The sequence below is a fragment of the Gordonia zhaorongruii genome (assembly GCF_007559005.1).
GTDB lineage: Bacteria > Actinomycetota > Actinomycetes > Mycobacteriales > Mycobacteriaceae > Gordonia > Gordonia zhaorongruii.
Genome location: NZ_CP041763.1, coordinates 359,103 through 378,404 on the forward strand (window position 1 = coordinate 359,103; position 19,302 = coordinate 378,404).

General features: G+C 67.5%; 18 protein-coding genes. 13 read left to right on the plus strand and 5 right to left on the minus strand.

The annotated features are described in order from the left end of the window. The first annotated feature begins 118 nt into the window (after positions 1 to 118). From FO044_RS01645 to FO044_RS01660, 4 genes are read left to right on the plus strand one after another with little or no spacing between them, the layout of a single operon-like run. A complete protein-coding gene (locus FO044_RS01645) occupies positions 119 to 1,036 on the plus strand; it encodes a Rossmann-like and DUF2520 domain-containing protein (RefSeq protein WP_235831403.1) in 918 nt (305 codons plus the stop codon). Beyond that, positions 1,033 to 1,929 (plus strand): pantoate--beta-alanine ligase, encoded by an 897-nt coding sequence (gene panC / locus FO044_RS01650; RefSeq protein WP_132992939.1) that lies wholly within the window; start codon positions 1,033 to 1,035, stop codon positions 1,927 to 1,929. Before FO044_RS01645 ends, panC begins: the two co-directional genes overlap by 4 nt. Positions 1,930 to 1,934: 5 nt before the next feature. Next, positions 1,935 to 2,378: an aspartate 1-decarboxylase gene (panD, locus tag FO044_RS01655; protein ID WP_132992940.1), complete on the plus strand. Its 444-nt coding sequence runs from the start codon at positions 1,935 to 1,937 to the stop codon at positions 2,376 to 2,378. Next, on the plus strand, positions 2,378 to 3,169 hold the full coding sequence (locus FO044_RS01660; RefSeq protein WP_132992941.1) for a type III pantothenate kinase: 792 nt from the start codon (positions 2,378 to 2,380) through the stop codon (positions 3,167 to 3,169). The genes panD and FO044_RS01660 overlap by 1 nt, the downstream gene beginning before the upstream one ends. 1 nt (position 3,170) lies before the next feature. Here the strand turns inward: FO044_RS01660 and FO044_RS01665 are convergent, their stop codons facing one another. Both FO044_RS01665 and FO044_RS01670 read right to left on the minus strand, forming a co-directional pair. Beyond that, on the minus strand, positions 3,171 to 3,680 hold the full coding sequence (locus tag FO044_RS01665) for a nuclear transport factor 2 family protein (RefSeq protein WP_132992942.1): 510 nt from the start codon (positions 3,678 to 3,680) through the stop codon (positions 3,171 to 3,173). Further along, positions 3,677 to 4,567, minus strand: a complete 891-nt coding sequence (locus FO044_RS01670) for an LLM class F420-dependent oxidoreductase (RefSeq protein WP_132992943.1) — start codon at positions 4,565 to 4,567, stop codon at positions 3,677 to 3,679. The genes FO044_RS01665 and FO044_RS01670 overlap by 4 nt, the downstream gene beginning before the upstream one ends. A gap of 55 nt (positions 4,568 to 4,622) precedes the next feature. On the opposite strand from FO044_RS01670, the gene FO044_RS01675 reads away from it, so the two are divergent. After that, entirely contained in the window at positions 4,623 to 5,468 is an 846-nt protein-coding gene (locus FO044_RS01675; RefSeq protein ID WP_165943076.1) for an SDR family NAD(P)-dependent oxidoreductase, read from the plus strand. Continuing rightward, on the plus strand, positions 5,461 to 6,048 hold the full coding sequence (locus tag FO044_RS01680) for a TetR/AcrR family transcriptional regulator (protein WP_132992945.1): 588 nt from the start codon (positions 5,461 to 5,463) through the stop codon (positions 6,046 to 6,048). The genes FO044_RS01675 and FO044_RS01680 overlap by 8 nt, the downstream gene beginning before the upstream one ends. A gap of 303 nt (positions 6,049 to 6,351) precedes the next feature. Here the strand turns inward: FO044_RS01680 and FO044_RS01685 are convergent, their stop codons facing one another. Next, on the minus strand, positions 6,352 to 8,019 hold the full coding sequence (locus FO044_RS01685; RefSeq protein ID WP_132992946.1) for a TIGR03767 family metallophosphoesterase: 1,668 nt from the start codon (positions 8,017 to 8,019) through the stop codon (positions 6,352 to 6,354). A 579-nt stretch (positions 8,020 to 8,598) separates the two neighbouring features. On the opposite strand from FO044_RS01685, the gene FO044_RS01690 reads away from it, so the two are divergent. After that, positions 8,599 to 9,012: a rhodanese-like domain-containing protein gene (locus tag FO044_RS01690; RefSeq protein WP_132992947.1), complete on the plus strand. Its 414-nt coding sequence runs from the start codon at positions 8,599 to 8,601 to the stop codon at positions 9,010 to 9,012. A 296-nt stretch (positions 9,013 to 9,308) separates the two neighbouring features. Continuing rightward, positions 9,309 to 10,832: a lysine--tRNA ligase gene (lysS, locus tag FO044_RS01695; protein ID WP_132992948.1), complete on the plus strand. Its 1,524-nt coding sequence runs from the start codon at positions 9,309 to 9,311 to the stop codon at positions 10,830 to 10,832. 111 nt (positions 10,833 to 10,943) lie between these two features. Here lysS and FO044_RS01700 read toward each other — a convergent pair whose 3' ends face one another. Next, positions 10,944 to 11,336, minus strand: a complete 393-nt coding sequence (locus FO044_RS01700; protein WP_132992949.1) for a hypothetical protein — start codon at positions 11,334 to 11,336, stop codon at positions 10,944 to 10,946. Between the two features lie 404 nt (positions 11,337 to 11,740). On the opposite strand from FO044_RS01700, the gene FO044_RS01705 reads away from it, so the two are divergent. Further along, a complete protein-coding gene (locus FO044_RS01705) occupies positions 11,741 to 13,303 on the plus strand; it encodes an AMP-binding protein (RefSeq protein ID WP_132992950.1) in 1,563 nt (520 codons plus the stop codon). Positions 13,304 to 13,312: 9 nt separating this feature from the next. On the opposite strand, the gene FO044_RS01710 is transcribed toward FO044_RS01705, so the two are convergent. Next, positions 13,313 to 14,857: a FadD3 family acyl-CoA ligase gene (locus FO044_RS01710; RefSeq protein WP_165943077.1), complete on the minus strand. Its 1,545-nt coding sequence runs from the start codon at positions 14,855 to 14,857 to the stop codon at positions 13,313 to 13,315. Between the two features lie 42 nt (positions 14,858 to 14,899). Here FO044_RS01710 and FO044_RS01715 point away from each other — a divergent pair, with 42 nt between their 5' ends. The 4 genes from FO044_RS01715 (at position 14,900) to FO044_RS01730 (ending at position 19,295) form a co-directional block, all read left to right on the plus strand. Continuing rightward, positions 14,900 to 16,162 (plus strand): acyl-CoA dehydrogenase family protein, encoded by a 1,263-nt coding sequence (locus tag FO044_RS01715; RefSeq protein ID WP_132992951.1) that lies wholly within the window; start codon positions 14,900 to 14,902, stop codon positions 16,160 to 16,162. Then, positions 16,159 to 16,992: an SDR family oxidoreductase gene (locus tag FO044_RS01720; RefSeq protein WP_132992952.1), complete on the plus strand. Its 834-nt coding sequence runs from the start codon at positions 16,159 to 16,161 to the stop codon at positions 16,990 to 16,992. The genes FO044_RS01715 and FO044_RS01720 overlap by 4 nt, the downstream gene beginning before the upstream one ends. A gap of 32 nt (positions 16,993 to 17,024) precedes the next feature. After that, positions 17,025 to 18,182, plus strand: coding sequence for an acetyl-CoA C-acetyltransferase (locus FO044_RS01725; RefSeq protein ID WP_132992953.1), 1,158 nt, complete (start codon positions 17,025 to 17,027; stop codon positions 18,180 to 18,182). A 273-nt stretch (positions 18,183 to 18,455) separates the two neighbouring features. Then, a complete protein-coding gene (locus FO044_RS01730) occupies positions 18,456 to 19,295 on the plus strand; it encodes a mycofactocin-coupled SDR family oxidoreductase (protein WP_132992954.1) in 840 nt (279 codons plus the stop codon). The last annotated feature ends 7 nt before the right edge of the window (positions 19,296 to 19,302 follow it).

Sequence of the window (19,302 nt, forward strand, 5' to 3'; positions counted from 1 at the left end):
GTGAAGCCGATCACACGGTTGTGACACCTGGCGCGGCCTGGGTTTATCGTGGTGACCGAACGTCTGGTACCCAGGGCGCGCGAAAGCGTCGCCGGGACTGGAACGAATGGAGGCAGCGGTGAATTCACCGACGACACCTGCGCGCCTGCGTGTCGGCATCATCTCCGCCGGCCGCGTAGGGACGGCGCTGGGTGAGGCGCTCGCTGCAGCCGGTCACCGCGTCGCCTCGGCGCACGCACCTTCACCGCGTTCAGCCGCTCGCGCCGCCGAACGACTTCCCTCCGCGCAGATCCTGGACCTTCCGCAGATCGTCGCCGCATCCGATCTCATCGTGCTGGCCGTGCCGGACACCGAACTCGCGGACGTCGCCGGGCAGGTCGCTGCATGCGAGCAGTTCCGCCCCGGCACCATCGTCACCCACACGGCGGGTGCGCACGGCGTCGAGATCCTCTCCTCGGTCGCGCACTGCGGCGGCATCGTGCTGGCGACGCATCCGGCCATGACCTTCGTCGGAGACGCCGGCGATACTCAGCGACTGCGATCGGCCTGCTTCGGAGTCACCGCGGCCGACGAGATCGGCGACGCGATCGCGATGGCGCTGGTCATGGAGATCGGTGCGACGCCGATCCGCATCGCCGAGACCAGCCGGATCCTCTACCACGCGGCCCTCGCGCACGGTGCGAACAATCTCAACGCCCTCATCACCGATGCGGTGACCGCATTGAGCGCGGCCATCGGCGGCCCCGGAGGCGACGGGGCCCAGACCGCCACCGTCGACGGCGGCGGCTCCGGACTGGCCGAGCAACTCCTCGCTCCACTGGTCACCGCGTCGTTGGAGAACGTGCTGGCTAACGGGCGGGACTCGCTGACCGGGCCCGTCGCACGCGGCGACGTCGACACCGTCGCCCGGCATCTCGACTCATTGTCCGACGTCCACGCGGGGATCGCTCGCGGCTACCGCGTGCTCGCCGGGCGCGCTGCCGCGCAACACGACGCCGACCCCGCTCTGCGCAACCTGCTGGAGGCACAGCCGTGACCGATAAGCCCCTGTTCACCCCCGGTGAGACGACGGTGCTGCACGAGCCGACCGAACTGCACCGCGTCAGCAAGGCGCTGCGGGCCACCGGCAAGCGCGTCGTACTGGTGCCGACGATGGGCGCCCTGCACGCGGGCCACCTGCAGTTGGTGCGTGCGGCGCAGCAGACCGGGAACACCGTCGTGGTCGTGTCCGTCTTCGTCAACCCACTCCAGTTCGGGGCGGGGGAGGACCTCGATGCGTACCCGCGCACACTCGACGCGGATCTGGAGTTGCTGCGCGAAGCGGGGGTGGGGTTGGTGTTCGCGCCGACCGCATCGGCGATGTATCCGAACGGACCGCGCACCACCGTGCACCCGGGGCCGACCGGTGCGATCCTGGAGGGGGCGAGTCGGCCAACGCATTTCGCCGGAATGCTGACCGTGGTCGGCAAGCTGCTCCACATCGCCACGCCGGACGCCGCGTACTTCGGCGAGAAGGACTACCAGCAGCTCGTCCTCGTCAACCAGATGGTGAACGACATGAACATGAACGTCGACATCATCGGCGTTCCGACGGTGCGAGAGGCGGACGGGCTCGCGTTGTCGTCGCGCAACCGTTATCTGTCCGAACCGGAGCGGGAGATGGCCACCACGCTGTCCGCCGCTCTGCTGGCGGGCACGCACGCTGCCGAAGGCGGCCGTGACGCGGTCCTCGCCGCCGCGCGTGCCGTGCTGGACACACAGCCGGAGATCGAGGTCGACTACCTCGAACTTCGGGGACGTGGACTCGAAGAGCCCCCGGAGCTGGGGGACGGGCGGCTGCTGGTCGCAGCCCGACTCGGTACCACGCGGCTGATCGACAACGTCGGCGTCGCGATCGGCACCGGATTCACTGGGAAAGAAGAGGGATGACCCGCATGTTCCGAACAATGATGAAGTCCAAGATCCATCGGGCGACGGTCACACAGGCCGATCTGCACTACGTCGGCTCGGTGACCATCGACGCCGACCTCCTCGACGCTGCGGACCTCCTCGAAGGCGAGCAGGTCACCATCGTCGACATCGACAACGGAAACCGCTTGGAGACGTACGTCATCGCCGGCGAGCGCGGTACGGGCGTGATCGGCATCAACGGTGCCGCAGCCCATCTGGTGAAGCCCGGCGAGCTGGTGATCATCATCGCGTACGGCGTCATGGACGAGGCCGAGGTGCGTGAGTACTCGCCGCGGGTGGTGTTCGTCGACGCCGATAACAACCAGGTGAGCCTCGGCGACGATCCAGCGGACGTCCCCTCGGGATCGGGTCTGAAGGATCCGCGTCACCCGGAGCGAGATCGGGAACTGGCGAACGCCGGCAGCTGATGCTCCTCACTGTCGACATCGGGAACACGAACATCCACCTTGGGGTGTTCGCGGGTTCCGGTGATCACGCGGAACTGGTGCGCGACTGGCGCATCCACACCCAGCAGAACTACACGGCCGACGAGCTGGCGCTGCTGCTGCGTGGAATGCTGGGCGCCGACGTCGAACAGGTGACCTCGGTGGCCGTGTTGTCCACGGTGCCGTCGCTGCTGCGTGAGATGCGCGTGATGCTGCCCCGCTACTTCGGTGCCGGCCCGCACGTCCTCCTCGAACCGGGCGTACGCACCGGTGTGCCGTTGCTCGTCGACAATCCGAAGGAGATCGGCACCGATCGTGTCGCCAACGCTCTCGCCGCTCACGAGAACTATCCGGACCGCCCGTGCATCGTGGTCGCGTGCGGGACCGCCACCGTCGTCGACGCGGTCTCGGCGAAAGGCGAGTTCCTCGGCGGTGCAATCGCTCCCGGTATCGACCTGGCTGTCCAGTCGCTCAGCGAGCACACCGTCACCGTGCGCAAGGTGGAACTCCAGCCGCCGCGCAGCGTGGTCGGGAAGAACACCGTCGAAGCTCTGCAGTCGGGAATCCTCTACGGATTCGCCGGTCAGGTCGACGGGCTCGTCGAACGCATCCGGCGCGACATCCCGGGATTCGGCGGCCCCGAGGTCACCGTGGTCGCCACCGGTTACCTGGCACCGCTCATCTTCGACGAGTGCCACAGCCTCTCCGTGCACCACCCGCACCTGACCCTCGACGGCCTGCGCCGGGTCCACGAGCGCGCCCGACGTCGCTGACTCAGTCGGTCACCGCACGAGACAGCAGCGCGGCAGCCTCCGGGGAGCCGTCCAATAGTCGCGTGGTGCGACGGCTGATCACCCAGCCGTGTGCGGAGTCCGCGTCGCGCCGGAGGGTGAAATCCGTTGCGCCGGCGCGTTGCACGCTGTACTCGGCTTGTCCGGTATCGCCCGCGGGGCCGTTGCGCCGCACGACGAGCAGGGTCTCGCACACGGCCGTCGCCTCGTCGCCGTCCACGTGAATCACGGCAGGTGAGTGGAAGTGCACGCAGCCGCGTCCGATGAGGCCGCGGTGCGGTCGCGACTCGACCATGGCTCGCACGTCGTCGCGGCTCGTCATCAGCCAGCCCTCCACGTCGTACACGCCGTCGTCGGCCCACAGCATCGACGCGGCGTGTGCTTCGCCGGCGTCGACGAGCGGACCGTACGACGCGATCAGCCGGGCGATGTCGCGTTCGTCCTCGAGGCGCCGGACTCGGGCCAGCAGATCTGCGAGCACGGTGTCGGTCATCGGTTCTCCATTCGATTGCGGAGCGGTGCGATCAGTTCAGCGAGGGCGGCGAGCTGCTCGGAGTAGTGGTTCGCCGAGTCGGCGGTCAGCGTGCAGGTGACCGAGGTGGCGCCGGTGTCGAGGAGCCTGGTGATCTTCTCCATCGACCGGTCCGGATCCCAGATCGGGTCCAGCGGCGGTGTGCCCAGCACGATCTCGAAACCGGCGGGGACATCGACCTCACCGAGCAGCTCACGGAGCGCCCGGATGCCGAGACCGAACGGCATCCACCCGTCACCGAGCTCCACCGCGCGGCGCACGGACCGCAGCGACCGTCCGCCCACCCACAGTGGAATCCGGTCCTGCACGGCGTGCGGTTGAACGACCATGTCCGCGTAGTCGTAGTGATCGCCGTGGTACTCGGGACGGGCCCGACTCAGCGAGGCACGCAGCGCTTTCATCGCATCGTCTGCGCGGCCGCCCCGGCCTCGCCACGTGGCACCGAGCAGATCGAACTCCTCTTCCAGCGAGCCGACTCCGACGCCGAGGGTGACGCGACCCGCGCTGAGACGGTCGAGCGTTCCGTAGCGCTTCGCGACTTCGAGTGGGTGGTGGTAGCCGAGAACGAGCACCGAGGTCGCCAGCCGGATGTCGGTGGTCGCGGCGGCCAGGAACGACAACGTGGCGAGTGGGTCCCAGTAGGTGACGCCGCGGTTCTCCGCGGACGTCGGCACGGCGACGTGCTCCGCGCAGGTGAGGTAGTCGAATCCGAGTCGGTCGGCGGTGGAGGCGATCGTCGTCAGATCGGCGACGGTCGCGTCGGCCTCCCACCGATCGGCGATTCCGGGCACCTGGACGACGATCGGCGTCGATACGCCGAAATGGGGTGGCTTGCTGTTGCGGTCCATCCCGTCATGATGTCATCTAGACTAGAATGAATTCTAGTCCTAGGAGCGGATGTCAATGAACCAGCCCGATCTTGCAGCGTACGGCCCGTGGGCTGTCGTCGTCGGCGGTTCCGAAGGCGTGGGAGCGCAGTTCGCCGAGCAGCTCGCCGCGGCCGGCGTGGACCTTGTGCTCATCGCGCGCAAGGAGGGGCCGCTCGAGGACACGGCGCAGCGGTGCCGGGACCTGGGGCGTGAGGTTCGCACGGTGAGCGCCGACCTCACCGTTCCCGCCGACCTCGACCGGGTCATGCGAGCCACCGATCCGCTCGACGTGGGGCTGCTGGTCTGCAACGCGGGCGCCAACAGCTACGGATCCGATTTCGTCGACGGCGACCTCGCCGAGTTCATGAAGGTCCTCACGCTCAACGTGGCCGTGCCGATGGCGCTCGCGCACCACTACGGGGCGCGCATGAAGAAGCGCGGTTCCGGCGGCGTCGTCACGATCGGCTCGTTGAGCGGATACCTCGGATCGTCGCAGCACACGGTGTACGGCGGCGCCAAGGCGTTCGTCCGCATCTTCAGCGAAGGCCTGTGGCTCGAGCTCCGCGACGCCGGCGTCGACGTCCTGCACCTGGTCCTCGGGGTGACCGATACACCAGCCATGCGGCGCGCGGGCCTGGACTTCGACCTGCCCGGACTCGTCGTCGGGCGGCCGGACGAGGTGGCGGCGGAGGGGCTCGCCCACCTTGCCGAGGGGCCCGTGCATGTGGTGTCAGGGAACGAGCGCGGCGCGGCCGTCGGTGCCAAGACAGACCGTGCGCGGGCCGTACTGGGGCATCATCGACTCATGTCCGAACTCATGAAGCGCCCCGCGGATGGCGGCCGCGCGAGCGACGTCAACCGAGGAAGTGACGATGCCTAGGCCGAGCACGGAACGGGAGGCGGCCGCCCCGACCACTCCCATTCAACGGGAACGTGCGAGCCGGATCTTGCGCGTGGCGGCGCACCTGGGAGCCGACCGCGGGCTCGACTCGGTGCGAATGGCCGACATCGCGGCCGAAGCCGGCGTGTCACTGGCGACGCTGTACCGCTACCACCCGACCAAGCACCACCTGTTCGCCGCACTGATGCTCGGGTACGCGACCGAGCTCGGGCCCGGCCGGACGGCGAAGTCGGCCGACCCGATCGAAACGGTCGCCGACATGATGGCCGCGGCCTGCCGGAGCATGCTCGCCCGGCCGCTGCTGGGACGCGCGATGATCGTCTCCATCAACGCGATTCGCGCCGAGTCGCAGACCACCGGGTTCGACCTCCGCAGCCGGATCCTCGGCGCCGTGGGCATCACCGACCCGACACCTGACGACCTGCAGATCACCGGCCTGGTCGAGCAGACTGCGTACGGCATCCTGTCGTGGGCCGTGATGGGCGAGCTCACTCCGGCCGAGGCCGAGGACAGTATGCGCCGGGCGTGCAAACTCCTCCTCGCCCCCTGGCGTAGTTGAGGGGTGTTGTCTCCGGTGCCATTTCTCGCCCGTCGAGGGCTGGTCTGGTTGTTGTCTCCGGTTGTCTTCCTCGCTCATCGAGGGCCGGTCTGGCTGCTGTCTCCGGTGGCCTTCCTCGTTGGTCGAGGGCGGGTCTGGTTGTTGTCTCCGGTGGCCTTCCTCGTTGGTCGAGGGCCGGCGAGGCGCTAGCCGAGGCGGTGTCTCGAGACCTGATCGGTGTCGCGCAGGTGGTCTCGACACGTCGTCGTCGCTCACGGTCGCGGTGTCTTCACTCGACCGTCGAAGGGCCGAGCGGACCGTCGCCTACTTGAACGGATTGGCCAGCAGCAGTTCGCAATTGCGGTCGTGAACCTTGCCCATGTGCTCAGGGTCGAGGTGGATGTCGTTGAGTGAGATCTCCCGGTACAGACTCGCCAGACCGGTCTGCGACAAGTCGGAGGCATCGGCCGCGTAGGGACTGTCGGCCTCGATCAGCGGGGTGAAGATGCTGAGCGTTCCGTCCCGGTTGTCGGTGACTTCGATGATGCGCGCCAGCTGCGGGAAATCGATGTGGCTGGCGGTGTTGATCTCCCAGAAGCTGTGCTTCGGCGACGATCCCCGGTGCGGGATCATCTCGTTGCGGTGCGTGTGACCGTTCACCCAGGCGATGACGTTCGTGTGCCGCTTCAGCCGGGAGGCGAGGTGACCGCCGGTGTACTGACGTTCCCCGGGCGTCTCCGGGTTCGGTGTCCGCACGCCCATGCTCTTCGACGTGTGATGGCTGAACACGATCACCAGTTCGTCGCGGTGCGAGGCGATCTGCCGTTCGATCCAGTCGACCTGCCGTTCGCTGATCGATCCGTCGGCGATGCCCAGACTGTTGGTCGTGTTCATGGCGATACCGAGTACCCCGGGCGCGATCTGGAAGCGGTACCAGGTGGGGCCGTCCGGGTCGGCGAAGCCGTGGCCGACCGGTCCGGGGCCGGTGATCGACGGATCGAAGTGTCGGCGCACGTACTCGCGTGCCGCGTACGGCCTGCGACGTCCGTCCGCCGTCGTCGGGATCGTCGGACCGGTGGTCTTGAGCTTCGTCAGCAGTGGCCCGATGGACGACGGGTCGGTGCTCAGAGCCCGCCCGATCGCTTGGGCTGTCGGGTCGGTTCCGGGCAGATCGAACTTCACGTCGGACAGGTACATCCAGTCGAGGATGTGGTTCGGCACCGTCCCCAGGAACTGGTCGTCGTGGTTGCCGAACACCGAGTACCAGGGAGCGTTCAGGCCGGGACTGCGGTGCGGGCGGATGGCAGCGTGCAGGAACCCGCGGATGTGGGGGAGACCGCGCTCCTTGTAGATGTCGGGCTCATCGAGTTCGGGGCGCCAGTACAGGGCCGAACCGGTGGCCTGAACACCCTCGAAACGGTTGCGTGCGCCCGTATTCGGGTCGATGGTTCCGCCGGACAGCATGCGCAGAAACCACTCGAGTTCGACGATCTCGTGGTTGTCGGTGTTGTCGCCGGTGGAGATCACGCAGTCGAACCCACGTCCGGTGAACGGGCCGCCGGGCAGCGAGTTGATCCGTCGGATGAGGGCGACGGCGCCCTGTGTGCCGAGTGCCTCCTGCGGACGGAACGCCGGGCCCTGGATCGGGTGCACGTACTCGAAGCGGGCCGGACTCTGAACGTCGGTGATGTGGATGTCGGTCATCTGCACGAAGGACGCGAGCGCCGTCCGGGCCGATTCGCGGGCCGCCTTAGCGGGGGCCAGTTCCTGGCGGACGTACAACGGCCACGCCCGCCCTGCTGTCAGCGGACGGTATCCGTTGGCGCGCGGCGGTCCGGCGACGCCCACTTGGGCGAGGGTGGTGCCGGCGACGTTGGCCGATCGTGCGGCGGACGGTTCGGCCCGCACCAGTCCGGAGGCGAACGACGACGCGGTCACCGCCCCCGCGGCGGTCGCCGCACCCTTGAGGAAACTCCGGCGTGACATGCTCATCGGCGTCTCGGTTCTGACGAAGGGTGCGAAACTCGGGGTGAATGCACTGTAACGCCGGAATCGACCGTTTGCGTCCGGTCTTGTGGTGGGCACTGTCTTGTTGTGTCCAGTCTTGCCAGGTTGGGCAGCCGCTCTTCTCGTCGGTTGAGGGAGCGGACCTCCGCCGGGTTTCGACGCGCGTCCTCGGCTGGCGCCTCGGTCGCGGCTCAACCACCGAGGGGGCTCGCCCTGCGGTCGGGGCTCAACCACCGAGGGGGCTGGCCCTGCGGTCGGGGCTCAACCACCGACGGGGCTCGCCCTGCGGTCGGGGTTCAACCACCGAGGGAGGCTGGGCATCGGTCGCGGCTCATCCGTCGGGGCGGCCGCAGTGTCGAGAGACGCCTTCCCTCGCTGGTTGAGCGAGCGGAGCGAGTCGAAACCCTCGTGCGTTTAATTCTGGCCGGAGCGCGGCTGGATATGGCAATATCGACCTCGTGATCAAGAGCTGTCAGGAGTGTTGTCTGGGCTGACGTCCGCATTCGTGCGGTCGGCCCAGCTTTCCGGCTCCCTGCTCGTTCGATCACCTTCGAGGACTCCCTCATGACACTCGCTGTCTCTGCGCCCGTTTCCGCGCCCTTCGTCTCAATTCCGCTGTCGTTGCAGCCCCACGAGTACCGGTCCGCCGTTGCTGCAGGCGCCGTCCCCGTCGACCTCCGGACCGCCGTGGAGCATCGACGCTCGGGAGCACTTCTCGGCGCGGTCGCCGTGGAATCGGATCAAGCTCTCGACCTGCTGCACCCCGGTTCGGGGCAGGCGCTGCGCGGCGCGGAGGCGGACTCCCAGTGGATTCTCGTCAGCGAGGACGGATACGACGCCGAGATGTTGGCATGGCACCTGCAGGCGCGCGGCGTGCGCGGTGCGCGGTTCGTCGTCGGCGGTGTGCGCGCGCTGCGTTACGCGGGCATCCACGGGTCGGTCGGCGACGACGCCCTCGGTTTCTTCGATCCTCGCTGAGGGGTCTGGGTGGCAGGGGTTTCGACACCCGGCCTCGGCTAGCGCCTCGGTCGGGGCTCAACCATCGAGAGGGGGCCGGGGGCTCAACCATCGAGAGGGGGTCGGGGGGCTCAACCTTCGAGAGGGGGCTTTGCCCGGGCTCAAGCATCGGGGGTGTCTGACGGTGTGGTTCGACCTTCGTGGGGCGGCCGTTCTTCTCGATGGTTGAGCGAGCGGAGCGAGTCGAAACCGAGTCCCGGCCTCCACGACCCGGGCGGCGATTGGTGCCCACCGGGTCGGCCACTTAACCTGATTGGGTGAGTGAGCACCAGAGCGACGACGCGACCCGCGAGGACGACCAGACCCCCGAGCAGCTGCGTATTCGCCGCGAGAAGCGCGAGCGCATCCTGGCAGAAGGGCGTGAGGCGTACCCGGTCGAGGTGAGTCGCACCCATTCGCTCGCCGAGATCCGTGCTGCCAACTCCCACCTGGAGGCCGGCGCCGAGACCGGGGAGATGGCGGGTGTCGCCGGCCGCGTCATCTTCATCCGCAATAAGGGCAAGCTCTGCTTCGCCACCCTGCAAGAAGGCGACGGCACCCAGTTGCAGGCGATGCTGAGTCAGGCGAAGGTCGGCGAGGAGTCGCTCGCCGGCTGGAAGTCCGACGTCGATCTGGGCGACATCGTGTTCGTGCACGGAGAGATCATCTGCTCGCGCACCGGCGAACTGTCGGTGATGGCCGACCGGTGGGAGATGGCCTCGAAGTCGTTGCGTCCATTACCGGTTGCGCACAAGGAGATGAACGAGGAATCGCGCGTCCGGCAGCGGTACGTCGACCTCATCGTCCGCCCGGAAGCCCGGGAGAACGCCCGCACCCGCGTCAAGGCGATGGTCGAGCTTCGCAAGTTCCTCACCGAGCGCGACTTCCTGGAGATCGAGACACCGATGCTGCAGACGCTGCACGGCGGGGCTGCGGCGCGTCCGTTCGTGACCAACTCCAACGCGTTCGACATGGATCTGTACCTGCGTATCGCGCCGGAGCTGTTCCTCAAGCGCGCCGTCGTCGGCGGGATCGACCGCGTCTTCGAGGTGAACCGCAACTTCCGAAACGAAGGTGCCGACTCCACGCACTCCCCGGAGTTCGCGATGCTCGAGACCTACCAGGCGTACGGCACCTACGACGACGCCGCGGTGATGACCCGCGAGCTGGTTCAGGCTGTCGCGCTCGGTGCGGTCGGCACGCTCACTCCGACCATGCCCGATGGCAGCACGTACGACCTGTCCGGCGAGTGGAAGACCGTTTCCATGTATCCGTCTCTCTCCGAGGCGCTCGGTCGCGAGATCGTTCCGCTGGAGACCGGGGTGGACGAGCTTCTCGCCATTGCCGCCGAAGTGGGCCTGGAGATCCCCAAGGACAAGGGTTACGGACACGGCAAGCTCGTCGAGGAGCTGTGGGAGCACCTGGTCGGCGACAAGCTCGACGAGCCGGTCTTCGTCCGCGACTTCCCGGTGGAGACCTCGCCGCTGGTGCGCGCGCACCGCAGCATCCCGGGCGTCGTCGAGAAGTGGGACCTGTACGTCCGCGGCTTCGAACTCGCGACCGGCTACTCCGAGCTGGTGGATCCGATCATCCAGCGGGAGCGCTTCGTCGACCAGGCACGACTGGCTGCTGCGGGCGATGACGAGGCCATGATCCTCGACGAGGAGTTCCTCGCCGCGATGGAGCACGCGATGCCGCCCACCGCAGGAACCGGCATGGGCATCGACCGGCTGCTCATGGCGATCACCGGGCTCGGTATCCGCGAGACCGTCCTGTTCCCGTTGGTGAAACCGGTTCAGTAGTGCGGAAAGTGGCCTAGATATCGGAGTCAGAGGGAAATCTTCCCTCTGACTCCGATATTCAGGCCGTTCTCCGCAGTATGGCGCGAAGCCTGAGCATCAACGTGCAGCGAATCAGCGCTGGACGTAGTAGGTCCAGGCCTCGTTGGCCACGGTCTCCCCGTTCGGGCCGATGATGAGCAGCCGGTCCGGATGCACGTGATAGTCGTAGCCGTCGTTCGAGACGTGGAATCCGTACTGGTTCTCGATCGGACCGCGGAGACTGATCCGGTCACCGGTGCTCTTGGCCTTCGCGCTGTACTCCCAGCCCGTCGGCCCCTGAACCGGGCAGATCGCGACCTGCGACCAATTCGATTCGGCCAGGATCTTCGCGGGCCCGGCGCAGTAGGGGCCGTTCGGGAACCCGTCGGCGGAGGCGTCGCCGGCGGCTATGCCGGCTCCGATCAGACCGGTGGTGGCGATCCCAGCGGCGGCGATCCTGGTGGTGGTGCGGATGCGATTGCGCATGATGAACACTCCTCGCGCAGGTGAGCGGCAGCGGCCGGGCCAGGTTCTCGTCCTGCGTGTCTCAGTCGTCAACGTCGACCGCTACCCCGTATGTCGTACGGCAGTGATGCGCCCGTTAGGCGAGGGGTAGTCCGAACGAATGACGTGGCCGGGGGAGGCGCAGGGGATGAGACGCACGCGCCGCAACTCGATCGACGATGTCTGTCCCGGCAGCGCGAGTCCGGCGAGCGTCAGACTCGCACCGGTTCGGAGCCGCAGATCTCCAAGCGGGCGGAGCAGCCTGCGGGCCAGGCGTCGTATGCCGCGCCTCTCTTCGGAGGGTTGCCCGTGGTGGCGGTCACATCCATGATTGTCTCCAGAGGCGCCCGGGTGGGAGGCGCCGACCGAAGAACTGGAGTGTGGACATGAACGACGTGATCGTCGCAGGACGCGAAGCGGCCGAACGCCAGGTCGAGGACTGGCTGGACGTGTACGGCGCGGATGACGCGAGTGCCGCGGAGCTGCTGTGCGATCGCCACGATCCGGCAGCCGTCGCGTTCACGCTCGTCGAGCCGGACCTGTCGTCGGTGTCCTTCACCTACGGCGAGCTGGCCGACGAGTCGCGCCGCCTGGCGACGGTCCTCGCGGGTAAGGGCGTGCAGCGTGGCGACCGGGTTCCGGTGCTCCTGGGAAAGCGTCGTGAGCTCGTCGTCACCCTGGTCGCGCTGTGGCGGTTGGGTGCCACGCACGTGCCGCTGTTCACCGCGTTCGCGACCGGTGCCATCGCGTTGCGCGTGGAGGGTGCGGGCGCATCCGTTGTGGTGACCGATGCGTCGCAGCGCGACAAGGTCGATCCGCTCGATGTATCGGTGCTCGACGTCGATGACGTGACGGCCGAAGCCGCTTCCGCGCAGCCTTGCACCGAGGATGTGGCAGTCGGCGGCGACGGCGTGATCGTGCAGCTGTACACGAGCGGCACGACGGGGAAGCCGAAGGGCGTTCCGGTGCCGCTGCGGGCCCTCGCATCCTTCCAGGCCTATCAGCACTACTCCCTCGACGTCGCACAGGACGACGTGTTCTGGAACGCCGCCGATCCGGGCTGGGCGTACGGGCTCTACTACGCGCTCATGACTCCGCTCGCGGCCGGGCGGACGAGCCTGCTCTTCAACGGTGGATTCACCCCCGATTCCACGGTCGCGGTGATGAAGGAGTTCGGTGTCACCAACTTCGCGGGAGCTCCGACCATGTACCGCGCCTTGCGGGCCGGCGCCGACACGTCGGGGATCTCGCTGCGTCGGGCATCTTCTGCCGGAGAGCCGCTCACGCCCGACATCGTGGAGTTCGGTCTGCAGAAGCTCGGCTGCGAGGTGCGCGATCACTACGGTCAGACCGAGACCGGCATGGTGATCGGGAATCACTGGTACTCCGACGTCGCGATGCCGCTGAAAGCGGGATCGATGGGCCAGGCGATGCCCGGCTACACCGCGGGGATCGTCGACGGGCAGATCGCGATCGACCTGAAGGCCAGTCCCGCAGTGTGGTTCACCGGGTACGACGGTGCGCCGGAGAAGTCCGCAGAGCGTTTCACCGACGACCGCGCCTGGTATCTGACTGCAGACACCGGGAAGGTCGACGACGAGGGCTACTTCTCGTTCACCGCACGCGACGACGACGTGATCCTCGCGGCCGGCTACCGGATCGGCCCGTTCGACGTCGAGAGCGTGATGGTGACGCATCCGTCGGTCGCCGAGGTCGCGGTCGTCGGACGTCCAGACCCGGAGGGGATCCGAGGCGAGGTGGTCGAGGCGTTCGTCGTCCTCAACACCGGATTCACCGGCGGTGATGTCCTCGAGAAGGAACTGCAGGCCGTGGTCCGCGACGGGTACTCCAAGCATGCGTACCCGCGCGCCGTCCACTTCGTCGAGTCGCTCCCGAAGACGCCGAGCGGCAAGGTCCAGCGGTTCATTCTGCGGCGCGAAGGGGCGTGATCCGCTCCTTCAGCTCAGCTCGCGCTTGAGGATCTTGCCGGAGGCGTTGCGCGGGAAGGCGTCCACGAACTCCACCGAGCGCGGAACCTTGAAGTTCGCCAGATGCTCGCGGGCGTGGGCGATCACGTCGTCGACGGTGACCGCGGCGCCGTCGCGGACGGTGAGGAAGGCCTTGCCCACCTCACCGAGGCGGTCGTCGGGGAGACCGATCACGGCGACCTCGCTCACGCCGTCGACGCGGGCGAGTACCTGCTCCACCTCGGCCGGATACACGTTGAAGCCGCCGCAGATGTACATGTCCTTGAGACGGTCGGTGATCGTCAGGTTCCCGCTCTCGTCGAACCGTCCGACGTCCCCGGTGTGGAGCCAGCCGTCTGCGTCGATGGTCTTCGCGGTGGCCTCCGGGTCGTCGAGGTAGCCGCGCATCACCATGTCGCCGCGCGCCAGGACCTCGCCTTCGGCGGACAGTGCGACCTCCATGCCGTCGAATGCGCGCCCGCAGGTGGTGGCGACGGTGACGGCGTCGTCGTCGGGCCTGCAGGTGGTGATGAATCCACTGGTCTCGGTCTGCCCGTAGGCCGTCACCACGGTGTCGACACCCAGTTCGGACTGGAGTCGCTCGATGAGCACGACGGGCACGATCGTCGCGCCGGTCACGATCAGCCGGAGACTCGACAGGTCGACATCGGTGCGAGCCGGGTCGTCGAGGATCGTCTGGAAGATGGTCGGTGCGCCCGGGAAGACCGTCGCCGATTCGCGTGCGACGAGCTGCATCGCATCGCTTGGGGAGTAGACAGCCAGCGGCAGCATGGTGGCCCCGAACAGCAAGGCGGGCAGGATGCCCGCCTTGTAGCCGAAGGTGTGGAAGAACGGGTTGACCATCAGGTAGCGGTCCGTGTCGGTCAACCCGCCGTTGCTGCCCCACGCGTGCGCGCCCGCGACCGTGTGCCGGTGCTCGGCGAGCACGCCCTTCGGTGCACCGGTGGTCCCGGAGGTGAACAGGATGTCTGAGAGGTCGTCCCCGGCCACCGCTTCGGCCCGCGCGCGGACGACGGCGAGTCGGTCCTCATCGGCCTCGCGAACGAACTCACCCCATGGTGTGGCGCCTGCTGCGTCGACGTCCTTCTCGAGCGGGATGCCGACGATGCTGCGCCCGTCGGCGATCGGTGACGCGAGCACCTCGCTCAGCCGGTCGATGCCGGCGAACTCGCCGGACGCGACGACGACGCGGGCGCCGGATCGTTCGACTATGTCCGTGGCCTCGCTCACCGTGTACCGGGTGTTGAGCGTGATGAGCACGGCGCCCGCATAGTGCGTGCCGAGCGCGGCAACCGGCCAGTGGTGACTGTTGGGCGCCCACAGTGCCACGCGGTCACCGTGCTCGACGCCGAGTGCGACGAGGCCGGCGGCGAAGCGTCGAACCTCGTCGGCCAGCCCGGACCAGGTGAGGCGGACCGGCGCGGACCACTGATCGTCGATGATGGCCGTCGCGTCGGGCCACTGGGTTTCAGCCCGGTGCAGGGCGGCGGGCGTGGTGACTGGTGTCGGCAGCATAGTCAAAACCTAGCAAATGCTTGGTAGGTTAAGCTAGCGGTCATGACGACGATCAACCTCGCCGATCGGGCCGTCGACCTCGGCGAATGGGCGGCGACGACGCCCGACGCGGCGAACCTCTTCGCGCAGGCCGTTCGGGAATGGCTGGCCGACAACCTGGCAGGCGACTTCGCGTCACTCCGTGGGCGTGGCGGCCCCGGCAGTGAGCACGAGTTCTTCGCGCAGCGCCTCGAGTGGGACCGGCATCTGGCCGCCTCGGGCTGGACGTGCCTGGGCTGGCCCGTCGAACATGGTGGTCGCGGCGCGACTATCGAACAGCGCATCATCTTCCACCAGGAGTATGCGCGCGCCAACGCCCCGGCGCGCGTGAATCACCTCGGGGAGGAGCTCCTCGGGCCGACTCTCATCGAATACGGGACGCCGGAGCAGCAGGAACGCTTCCTCCCGCACATCGTGAACGTCACCGAACTGTGGGCGCAGGGGTACTCCGAGCCGGGCGCAGGCAGTGATCTCGCAGCCGTCGCCACCACCGCGGCGCTCGACGGCGATCGGTGGACGATCAACGGGCAGAAGATCTGGACGTCGCTCGCGCACCTGTCGCAGTGGTGCTTCGTCATCGCCCGCACCGAGAAGGGGTCGTCGCGGCACAAGGGGCTCAGCTTCCTCCTCGTCCCGCTCGACCAGCCGGGCGTCACCGTCCGGCCGATTCAGCAGATCACCGGAACCTCCGAGTTCAATGAGGTCTTCTTCGACGACGCCGTCACCGACGCCTCGCTGATCGTCGGCGAACCCGGCGACGGCTGGAAGGTCGCGATGGGGCTCCTGCAGTTCGAGCGCGGCGTCTCCACCCTCGGCCAGCAGGTCGGGTTCGCGCGTGAACTCGACCAGGTGATCGAACTAGCCCGCGCCAACGGGTCGATCGACGACCCGGAGATCGCTTCGCGTCTGCGTCGCGCGAAGGTGGGACTCGCCGTCATGGACGCCAATGCTCGCCGGACCCTCGCAGGCGACATCGTGTCGGCGACCGGGGCGGCTTCGGTGACCAAGCTGCTGTGGGCCAACTGGCACCGTGACCTCGGTGAACTGGCCGTTGCAGTCGCGGGTGCGCCGTCGCTCATCGCGCCGTCGGCGACCACCGAGGGGCGCCCTAACGACATCTCCGATCCCGAACATGTGGAGCTCGGCGAATGGCAGCGGCTGCTGCTGTTCACCCGCGCCGACACCATCTACGGCGGCTCCAACGAAGTCCAGCGGAACATCATCGCCGAGCGCGTGCTCGGCCTTCCACGAGAGGCACGCCCGTGACAACTCCCGATTCTCGTCCAGGGAACACTCGTCCCGTCTCCCCGCTCGCCACCCCGCCTGAGGAGGTGCCCGGCCACGATCTGCTGAAGGGCAAGAAGGCCGTCGTGACCGCGGCTGCAGGCACCGGCATCGGCTTCGCCACCGCGCGGCGGGTGCTCCTCGAAGGCGGCGACGTCCTGGTCTCCGACTTCCATGAACGCCGTCTCGGCGAGACCGTCGACAAGCTCGCAGACGAGTTCGGCGCCGGTCGTGTCACGTCGTACGTGTGCGACGTCTCGAGCACCGATCAGGTGGACGCGCTCATCGAGGCGGCCGCCGAGAAGCTCGGACGGATCGATGTTCTCGTCAACAATGCGGGACTCGGCGGTGAGACGCCGGTCGCCGACATGACCGACGAGCAGTGGGACCGCGTACTGGACATCACGCTCAACAGCACCTTCCGCGCCACGCGTGCGGCACTGCGCTACTTCCGCGAAGCGGGGCACGGCGGAATCCTGGTCAACAACGCGTCCGTCCTCGGCTGGCGTGCACAGCGCGGGCAGGCGCACTACGCGGCGGCCAAGGCCGGCGTCATGGCGCTCACCCGCTGCTCAGCGGTCGAGGCGGCCGATTACGGCGTCCGGATCAACGCGGTCGCACCGTCGATCGCCAAGCACCCGTTCCTGGCGAAGGTCACCACCGACGAACTGCTCGACGAGCTCGAGTCCCGCGAAGCGTACGGCCGGGCCGCCGAGGTCTGGGAGATCGCAGCCGCCATCGCGATGCTCGCCAGCGACTACACCACCTACTTGACCGGCGAGATCGTGTCGATCTCCAGTCAGCGCGCCTGACCGCCGCCACCGCAATCGAGGAGTCTGAAGACATGACAGCACCGCAGGCCTACATCGTCGACGTCGTCCGCACGCCGGTCGGCAAGCGCAGGGGATCGCTTGCGAGCGTTCACCCGGCCGACCTCGGCGCGCACGTGATCTCGGCGATCATCGAGCGCACCGGCATCGACCCGGAAGTGGTCGACGACGTGATTCTCGGCTGCGTCGACACGATCGGACCGCAGGCGGGCAACATCGCTCGGACCGCTTGGCTCACTGCGGGTATGCCGCTCGGCGTGCCCGGGACCACCGTCGACCGGCAGTGCGGATCGAGCCAGCAGGCCATCCACTTCGCCGCACAGGCCGTGATGAGCGGAACGCAGGACGTCGTCCTCGCGGGTGGCGTGCAGAACATGAGCGCAATCCCGATCAGCCAGGCGATGATCGCCGGGCAGGAACTCGGGTTCACCACGCCGACAGCAGAATCGCCGGGTTGGACGAAGCGCTTCGGCGACGCCGAGATCAGCCAGTTCGTGGGTGCCGGCATGATGGCCAAGAAGTGGGACATCTCGCGCACCGACATGGAGGAGTGGTCGCTGCAGAGCCACCAGCGGGCGAAGGCGGCGATCGCGGCAGGCCGATTCGACAACGAGTACGTGACGCTCGGCGACTGCGTGGTCGACGAGTGCCCGCGGGATACGTCGCTGGAGAAGATGGCGTCGCTGGACGTCCTCGCGGAGGGATCCGATCTCACTGCGGCGGTGGCCTCGCAGATCTGCGACGGCGCGTCAGCCACGCTGGTCGTCTCCGAGAAGGCACTCAAGGAGTACGGACTGACCGCTCGCGCTCGGATCCACCACATCTCGGTGCGGGGAGACGATCCGGTCATGATGCTGTCCGCGCCCATCCCGGCTACGAAGCACGCGCTGGAGAAGACCGGACTGAGCATCGACGACATCGACGTCGTCGAGATCAACGAGGCGTTCGCTCCCGTCGTGCTGGCGTGGCTCAAGGAGACCGGGGCCGACCCGGCGCGGGTGAACCCCAACGGCGGTGGCATCGCCCTCGGTCACCCGCTGGGCGCCACCGGCGCGAAACTGTTCGCGACGTTGCTGAACGAACTCGAGCGCGTCGGGGGCCGCTACGGTCTGCAGACCATGTGCGAGGGCGGCGGAACCGCCAACGTGGCGATCATCGAGCGCCTGGGCTGACCGTGTCGGTTCAGCACCCGAGCAGAACCGAGTAGAAGCCGACCAGGCCAGGCTGCACTCCCTCCCTGACCAGCGGGCGCTTCATTGCGGGCGATCACCGAAAGGTGGTCGCCCGCTTTGCGTTCGAGGACCGACGCAGTGATCTGAAGCTCGAATGATTCTGAATGTGACCTTGACAACAATTATAATTAGGATAATGATTACCATCACAAAGAGGTGAGCGCTTCGCCATCGATTCAGGTGGAGATCGTGCGCTGATGAGAGGAACTGGCTATGGGCAGGTTGGACGGCAAGGTTGCATTCATCACCGGTGCGGCACGCGGTCAGGGACGCAGCCACGCGGTCCGGCTGGCGCAGGAAGGGGCCGACATCATTGCGCTCGACCTGTGCGCGCCGGTTCCGAGCGTTGAGCGGCTCTATCCCGGCGCCACCCCGGATGACATGGCCGAGACCGTCGACATCGTGAAGCAGTTCGGTGGACGCATCGTCTCGGCCACCGCGGACGTCCGAGACTACGACGCCGTCGCGAAGGTCGTCGCCGACGGCGTGACCGACTTCGGCGGAATCGACGTAGTCAGTGCCAACGCCGGCATCTTCATCTTCGGCGACCCCTCCCACAAGGTCAGTGAAGGGGACTGGAAGGACGTGCTGGACATCAACATCACCGGCGTCTGGCACACCTGCAAGGCGGTGACCCCGGCGATGATCGAGGCCGACAAGGGCGGATCGATCGTGCTCACCAGCTCCACGGCCGGTATCAAGGGCACACCGAACGTCGCCCCGTACACCGCCGCGAAGCACGCGGTCGTCGGACTCATGAAGACGCTCGCCCTGGAACTCGCACCACATTCGATCCGGGTGAACAGCATCCATCCGACGGGCGTGGCGACGGACATGATCCTCAACGAGGCGACCTTCAAACTCTTCCTGCCTGACGAAGACCATCCGACCAAGGATCAGGCTGCTCCGGTGTTCGCCACCACGAACGCGCTCCCTGTCCCATGGGTGGAGCCCGTCGACATCAGCAACGCGCTGCTCTTCCTGGCTTCCGACGAGTCGCGATACATCACCGGAAACGAGCTGAAGGTCGACGCGGGTTACTGCGTCAAGTAACGCCTGG